At 33.5% G+C, this 6,821-nt stretch carries 6 protein-coding genes and 2 rRNA genes; 4 read left to right on the forward strand and 4 right to left on the reverse strand.

Translation table 11 applies throughout. The annotated features are described in order from the left end of the window. The first annotated feature begins 418 nt into the window (after positions 1–418). The 4 genes from A3GM_RS0103140 to A3GM_RS0103155 all read left to right on the forward strand — a co-directional run bounded on the left by A3GM_RS0103140 (position 419) and on the right by A3GM_RS0103155 (position 3,833). A complete protein-coding gene (locus A3GM_RS0103140) occupies positions 419–1,585 on the forward strand; it encodes an immunity 26/phosphotriesterase HocA family protein (protein WP_044124329.1) in 1,167 nt (388 codons plus the stop codon). A gap of 312 nt (positions 1,586–1,897) precedes the next feature. Beyond that, positions 1,898–2,350 (forward strand): DUF2004 domain-containing protein, encoded by a 453-nt coding sequence (locus A3GM_RS0103145; RefSeq protein WP_025829634.1) that lies wholly within the window; start codon positions 1,898–1,900, stop codon positions 2,348–2,350. 86 nt (positions 2,351–2,436) lie between these two features. Then, positions 2,437–3,276 (forward strand): YwqG family protein, encoded by an 840-nt coding sequence (locus A3GM_RS0103150; protein ID WP_018361938.1) that lies wholly within the window; start codon positions 2,437–2,439, stop codon positions 3,274–3,276. 143 nt (positions 3,277–3,419) lie between these two features. Next, on the forward strand, positions 3,420–3,833 hold the full coding sequence (locus tag A3GM_RS0103155; protein ID WP_018361939.1) for a hypothetical protein: 414 nt from the start codon (positions 3,420–3,422) through the stop codon (positions 3,831–3,833). A gap of 365 nt (positions 3,834–4,198) precedes the next feature. Here A3GM_RS0103155 and A3GM_RS11735 read toward each other — a convergent pair whose 3' ends face one another. The 4 genes from A3GM_RS11735 to A3GM_RS0103180 form a co-directional block, all read right to left on the reverse strand. Then, the gene (locus tag A3GM_RS11735; RefSeq protein ID WP_018361940.1) at positions 4,199–4,633 is read right to left on the reverse strand and encodes a DUF1810 domain-containing protein; all 435 of its coding nucleotides are present in this window, start codon (positions 4,631–4,633) and stop codon (positions 4,199–4,201) included. A 33-nt stretch (positions 4,634–4,666) separates the two neighbouring features. After that, positions 4,667–5,410, reverse strand: a complete 744-nt coding sequence (locus A3GM_RS11740; protein ID WP_018361941.1) for an ADP-ribosylglycohydrolase family protein — start codon at positions 5,408–5,410, stop codon at positions 4,667–4,669. 1,123 nt (positions 5,411–6,533) lie between these two features. After that, positions 6,534–6,646 (reverse strand): 5S ribosomal RNA (rrf, locus tag A3GM_RS0103175). 77 nt (positions 6,647–6,723) lie between these two features. Next, positions 6,724–6,821: ribosomal RNA gene (locus A3GM_RS0103180) — 23S ribosomal RNA — on the reverse strand; the annotation flags it as partial.

The following is a 6,821-nucleotide window of genomic DNA, read 5'->3' on the forward strand; positions in this document are numbered from 1 at the left end:
TCTAACTAAAAATTGTACGCCTGCATCTCATTATCATTAAATCCCCTGATGTTATAATAAAGTTGAGAAGTAATTCTACTAAGCGATTGTAACAAACAACTTTAGGAAGCTGATAGCAAATATGCTTGCATGGTTTTTCGAAATAGAAAACCTTAAAATAGCGAAAAACAGAATAGTGAAATTACGCTAATATTTTCTCTTATCAGTAGTTTTTAAGTCTATACTTTAATCTCATTACATTAAAAACTTACAGAAATCATCTTCCATTCCAAATATTTCTGTAACTTTGTTCTCGGTGATTATCACGTTTTTTGATTGTAATTATTTGTATATTAACCCCTTAAAGATTCATTCAAATTCATGCTTCACCAAATTTACAATCACTTATAATTCATTGAACTCACGCTGAATAGAAAAAATGATGGAGACAGAAAACAGAAACCACAATATAATAAAGATCATATTGCGAAATGAGGATAGAAAATATCTAGGACTTACGCCAATAGAAGACCATTGGGAAAGAATGGATATAAAACATATTACCTTATTTTTTGATGGAGATATTATTCGAAAAAAGATAACGCATACTGAATTTGAATCACAGCATTTTTTGTATTTGGAAGAGGATGTGTATGTAGAAACAGCAGAAAACAGAACAATAGTTTTACCAAAGACATCAAAAGGTAAGCCAAAGAAACTAAATTATACGGCAACTACGATGTTTACACGCATTGGTATGTACTTTATGTACAACGATGGCTATATAGTAATTGCAAACTCAACGACGCAAAAGACTTTTTATTGGACAACTGTTGAGGGCAAAGAATACAAAAAGCTTTTTGACAAATGGTTTGAAACGTGGAAAAAAGAAACCACTGAAGAAGATTTAAGAGAGCTAGAAACTTTTAAAAACGAAAAGAGAAAAAAGCAAAAATATAAGGAAGGTGACATTTTTGCCTTTAAAATTGGTAGACGAAACTATGGCTTTGGAAAAATTATTATTGATGTTACAAAAAGAAGAAAGTCGGAAGAATTTCATAAAAACAAGAACTATGGCTTAGCACATCTAATGGGCCCTGCTTTAATTGTGAAGGTTTATCACAAATTGTCTGATACAAAGGACATCGACATTGAGGAATTAAAACACTGTTCTTCGTTCCCTGGACAAGCAGTAATGGATAATCATATTTATTATAATGAAAATCCCATTATTGGAAATTTACCTGTGTCTAATGCCGACATGAACGATGCAAATCTATCGATTAGTAAGAGTATTAGCTATGATGATTGGAATATAGCTTATCTTCAATATGGCTTGATCTATAAAGAAATACCCCTTGAAGAATATATAAAGCATGAAGAAGAACATTGGCATGCTTATAGAAATGAGGGAATAGGATTTGGCTTGTTCATAGGTGGGCTAGAGGAATGTATAAAAGAAAAATCTAATAAAAAGTTCTTTGAAAGATATACCAATGACTTAAGAGCACCTCAACATGCCAAAGATAGAGAAATCATATTTAAACTATTTGGATTAGATGCCAATTTAGACTATCAAGGAAACTTGGAGTTGTCTAAGCAATAAATGATATTTTGAGAGAATCAGAACTATTGAGGCTAATCCCTACTTCAATTTACTCTTCTCTCTACAAACTCCTGAGTTCTCTTGTCTTTTTAATTGACCCCATTCTGTATATTCTAATATGAAAGAAAGAAAAAAATAAATAATGAAATTGCTCGTTGATATACTGACTTGTATAGAAGTTAATACACGACATTTAACAATGTTCTAGACATTTTTCTTGCTACATTGATAACAGCATGTGAAGCATAAAAGAGAACATATTATCGATATTGAATCAAATAACAATTAATGAATAAATTAAAAGAAAAAATTATGAACACATTAGATCACAAGTATTTTGGCAAATTATGTTTCGACAAGGCAAACGATACAGGAATCATTTGGACTGGCCAAGTAAATGACATAAACGTAAAAATGTGGTATGACGAAGATATGGAAGTAAAAAGAGAGGAATTGGACAAATGTGCTCTCTTTTTAGAAAACTTCAAAGACAACATTAAAAGAGCTACCGAAATACTGATTGAGACCTTAAAAGAGGATAGAGAATATATGGACTATCATCTCGAAGCATGCAAAGAAGCAAACTTACCCAATGACGTTGTTGAGTTTGTTTTGAAAATGACGGTGACTGCCATTAATCTGTGGATAGGTGATAGCGAGCTAATAACGATAGATTTCATGATTCTACCCGAAGAAAGTGATCAAATCTTATGCGTAAAATTTAATGAAAAAGGAGAAGTGGATGCTGTTGATTGGGAGAGCTAGGATATTGTTATCTACAGACTTTTCTGTATACGTCCCTAGTCTTTCATTTATGTAGAAACAATATTAAAGTATTTCAGGTAATTAAAATGATGAAAGAGAAACTGAATGCCTTTGTGGCTGAATTTAAACAAGAAGCACTACTTGATGCTATTCGAATAAAGTTATCGTCCACTCCAGCTCTAGAGATTACACAAAGCAAAGTTGGGGGACTTTTCTATTTGCCTAAATCGGCAACAATACCAACTAATAGCAAAGGTGAACAACTAATGTTCTTGGCACAGATAAACTGTGAAGAATTGCCCGAGAACTCCATATATCCTCCAAAAGGAATTATGCAGTTTTGGATTTTTGGTGGAGATTATGATATGGGGAATAACTATGACAACCCATGTTCTGACGAAAACAAACGAGTGATTTATTATCCTACGATTGAAGAACATTATAATTTGGAAGAGTTAACCACTATGTATAAGCCTAAAGAAAATGAAGACGGTGAATTAATTACTCCAATCTGTACTGACGAGCCTTTATCTATGTCGTTTCAACTTGAAAAACAATGGCGGTTGGTTTCAGATTTTCGTTTTGAAGAGGCATTTATAGAAAAGTGGAATGCACATTTCCCTGATAAAAAGATAGAAGAGTTCTGGCAGTTAGATGAAGATCTTTCTGAAATTGTCTATGAAATGCTGGATATCAAAGAATATTCTCAAATTGGAGGCTATGGATATTTTACACAAACCGACCCACGTATGTACGAGTCTTTATCAGATTATACTGAGATATTATTTCAACTGGATTCGTACGATGAAGGTGACGAGTACAAAGTTTTATGGGGTGATTGTGGTGTAGGAAGCTTCTTCGCAACTAAAGAGCAACTAAAGAACCTCGACTTTGCGAATTGTCTATATAATTGGGATTGTTGCTAGCATATTTCTCTCGTCGATCACACATATTGGCGAGAGAAAAACTCTTAAATACATCATAAAAAAGGCCACCATTGATAGTGAAACAATCTTCAAACTCATAAAAAAGATTTGATTGAACCACTTATTTTCTTATTAGAACAAAGATGAAAGTTATTAGAGATTTTGGCGAATATTTCAAGTATTCGCTTCACGATGCACGCATCAATAGAATTGAATATAAGCAAGGAAATATAATATTGCATTTTAATTATATTTTTTCGTATGATGAAAATATAGAGCGAACCCATAAAGCACAGATTATTTTTGAACAGGTTGATATTGATGATATTCGTATACTTGTATTTAACAATAGGTGGTTAGATGATTTTCAAGGTCAATGTATCGATTTAGAAACATATCAAAGTAAATATAAGAATAGCGAATTTGAAGTTATTGACGAGACTTATAACTGGGGAAAAGCCATGTTTCAAGGGTGGCTAAGGACTGAAGATCTACCAGTTCACTGCATTATGGATATACGTTTCAATGGTAAGATGATATATGTAATTGAGGATTAAGGAATGTTCTATGACCAAATTATCATTAGGAATGTTTCAAATTTACTTATCTGCGCACCAATAATAAAACCCTCGGTATCACTACTTTTCTATCCTACTCCATTCAATTTGTATGTTATTCAGTTGTAAAAGCAGTGCTTTTACTCTCTAATTCCTATCCTTTTACGAGCTAAAAGCAATAATATTACATCAGCATAACAACTTATTACTATATTAAAAGAAGGTCCCTTGACAAATAATTATAAAGAGACCTCAAAGTAGTTGGACTATAAAAATAAACTATTCTATTTTAATTTCTATGCTATTATTAGAAAAAGAGCTTCAAGTTTTATATTAGGTAATTGCTCTTAATACTTCTTTTGCCTTTACTTATTAGGTTTTTGCAGGGTTTGTTTATCTAACTTAGATTCATAGAAAGTTTTTAACACCTCACTGAAAATATCATTTGGAGAGATAACATCAAACAACGTCATCGAAGAACGGAGCTTTATTGCATCTATATCACCCATTATCAAAGTAATATCTTTACCGCAATGGTTCAGTAGGGCCTTTGTGATTTCTCTCAAACGACTACCAAGAATGGGATGAGCTAGATAGGCTTCGGCTTCTTCTACATCCACCAATCCATAATATAAAGAGTTTGTACTACTACCTAAACCTTTCAATTGAGGAAAAATATACCACATCCAATGGCTTTGTTTGCGTCCTTCTTGCATCTCTTTTAATGCCACATTGTAAGTCAAAGAATTATCTTGTGCCTCTATAAATCTTTGAAGGAAGAAAGGATCTTTCTCTTGCATTCCTACTAATTTTTCAAAATTATTTAGAATACCTCACAACTCTGGAGTTAATATGCCATAGCAATAGCCCGAAATATCTTGTGGAACTCTATAGAAAGGTTGAGCAATACTGCCTGCCATTGCAGCGATAGTATCAGAATCTCCACCTAAAGAAATGGCAAGACGAATAACTTCTTCAAAACTATTTCCATCTAAAAATGCGATAATTGCTTGAGGAACGCTTCCTTGACAAGATGCATCAAAGGTGTAAGTTGCTCGTATATCTTCTATACGAGCATGAAGGTCATACCCAAATTGCTTTTCTATATAATTGCGTATTACTGCTTTGCTTTCCCCTTGTTTAGCTAAAAAGACGGCAGTTGCAATGGCTTGAGCTCCTTTTATTCCGTCTACGTGATTGTGAGTTACTTCTGCAGAGAGCTTAGAAAGTCTTAACACGTCCTCCACCGTATCTGCATACAATCCAATTGGACTTACTCTCATAGCTGAACCATTGCCAAAACTACCATAAGGTTGAGGATTTAAATCTGTAAGCCAATGCAAAAATCGCCCACCATACCCTACATTTAGATAATTACGCCCTAATGTTTGCATTGTGGTTACAAGCTCTTTAAAAAAGTGATTTGGACAATCTGTTAGCCATTTTGCTATGGCTAACGTCATAACGGTATCATCTGTAAACCTACTAGAAGGTGTAAAGAGATAGAAATGTGTTGTCTTTACATTATCTCTTTCATACACTGAACCTATAATATCACCGATAATTGCTCCTAACATTTTCTTTTTCTAATTTATGATTATATATAAATGAGTTAAATTCTACTTGAAAGCAATATGAGAATTAATTTCTTTAGGAACGTTCCTTACATCGCAAAATCCTATAAAACGATCTACTTTTTTGTATGTTATCTCTGTAAACGATCTATTAATTGGCTTATGCCTTGCTATCTTTCTACTTCTTCACCAGAGAAAGAATACCTTATACAATTCCAAACAAACAGATATCAACTATTGTCTTCTCTCTCAAAACCCTCATTATCAATCGTTGTTGGTAAAAAGTCTGGATGAGAAAGTTGTCGTTCTCTACTATGCTCATTGTGCACTTGCGGAGCCGTTGAACATATTAAATTAATGCATTCACAAGGAACACAAAGGATTCTGGGCGCAATATATGCTTTCATGGGAGTAGTTTTTGTATTTATCATAAACTTGTTTCTTTGGTTATAGATTCTCACAAGGCACATCTTTTGCTTTCATGAGATTAATAGTTAAGACCGTCTTATTTATTTTGTCTCTTACAAATGTACAAAAATACTCCTAATCATAATAAGGTTTTACAGCACTTTTTATTACATTAATCTCATATTTTAAATTGATAAGTTCCCAATAACATATCTATCTTAAATAAAAAGAAAGATTTCTTCAAGATACACACTCTCTTCCTTATGTATAGATATCCCCTCTAAGCCATTCTTTTCTATTTAAGAAGTATTTCCTTACTGGTCGCTAAGACAAGCCTTTAATGCTTTATAATTTGTGTTTGTGGGCCTATACAAGGTTCTCTGCATAAGTCATCTATTGGGACTTTGGTCTGAAGTGGTTTCCATAAATGCATAGAAAAGGCCTTCTTCTGCTTTGGGGGAACAAATACTCATTAACCTCTAAGTCCATTCAGACCTAACCAACTAATATTTCCTCTCTGACCTTAAAAAGTATTCATTGTGTATTTCTTTAATGCTTTCAAGCTCCTCTTTTGATACAAGCATAATATGGGAACGTAGATATTTAGTGTTCAATAAGTGTTTTTGATGTTCCTTTTTAATGCCTTCAAGCTCCTCTTCTGATACAAGCACAAAAAAAGAGAGCTTAACTGATTACTCAACTAAACTCTCTCTAAAAAAAAAGGCAGCTACCTACTCTCCCGCATTGCATTGCAGTACCATCGGCGCAAGTGGGCTTAACTTCTCTGTTCGGAATGGGAAGAGGTGGAACACCACCGCTATAACCGCCTGATATACCTTTATAATATCAATAACATATCTACAAGCAAAATGTATGATTAAATAAATCACAACGGATGAAAATAATCTGTGTCTGAAAGCTTTGGGCAATTAGTAGTGCTCGGCTTTGACATCACTGTCTTTACACCTACACCCTATCAACGTCGTCGTCTACAACGACCCTCAAA

This window comes from Hoylesella nanceiensis DSM 19126 = JCM 15639, assembly GCF_000379965.1.
In the GTDB taxonomy this organism is placed as follows: Bacteria; Bacteroidota; Bacteroidia; order Bacteroidales; family Bacteroidaceae; genus Prevotella; species Prevotella nanceiensis.

Bases quoted from the DNA above. Each gene is read 5' to 3' on its own strand.
- A3GM_RS0103145 (WP_025829634.1), top strand. From the start codon at position 1,898: ATGAACACATTAGATCACAAGTATTTTGGCAAATTATGTTTCGACAAG.
- A3GM_RS0103150 (WP_018361938.1), top strand. From the start codon at position 2,437: ATGATGAAAGAGAAACTGAATGCCTTTGTGGCTGAATTTAAACAAGAA.
- A3GM_RS0103140 (WP_044124329.1), top strand. From the start codon at position 419: ATGATGGAGACAGAAAACAGAAACCACAATATAATAAAGATCATATTG.
- A3GM_RS11735 (WP_018361940.1), bottom strand. From the start codon at position 4,633: ATGCAAGAGAAAGATCCTTTCTTCCTTCAAAGATTTATAGAGGCACAA.
- A3GM_RS11740 (WP_018361941.1), bottom strand. From the start codon at position 5,410: ATGTTAGGAGCAATTATCGGTGATATTATAGGTTCAGTGTATGAAAGA.
- A3GM_RS0103155 (WP_018361939.1), top strand. From the start codon at position 3,420: ATGAAAGTTATTAGAGATTTTGGCGAATATTTCAAGTATTCGCTTCAC.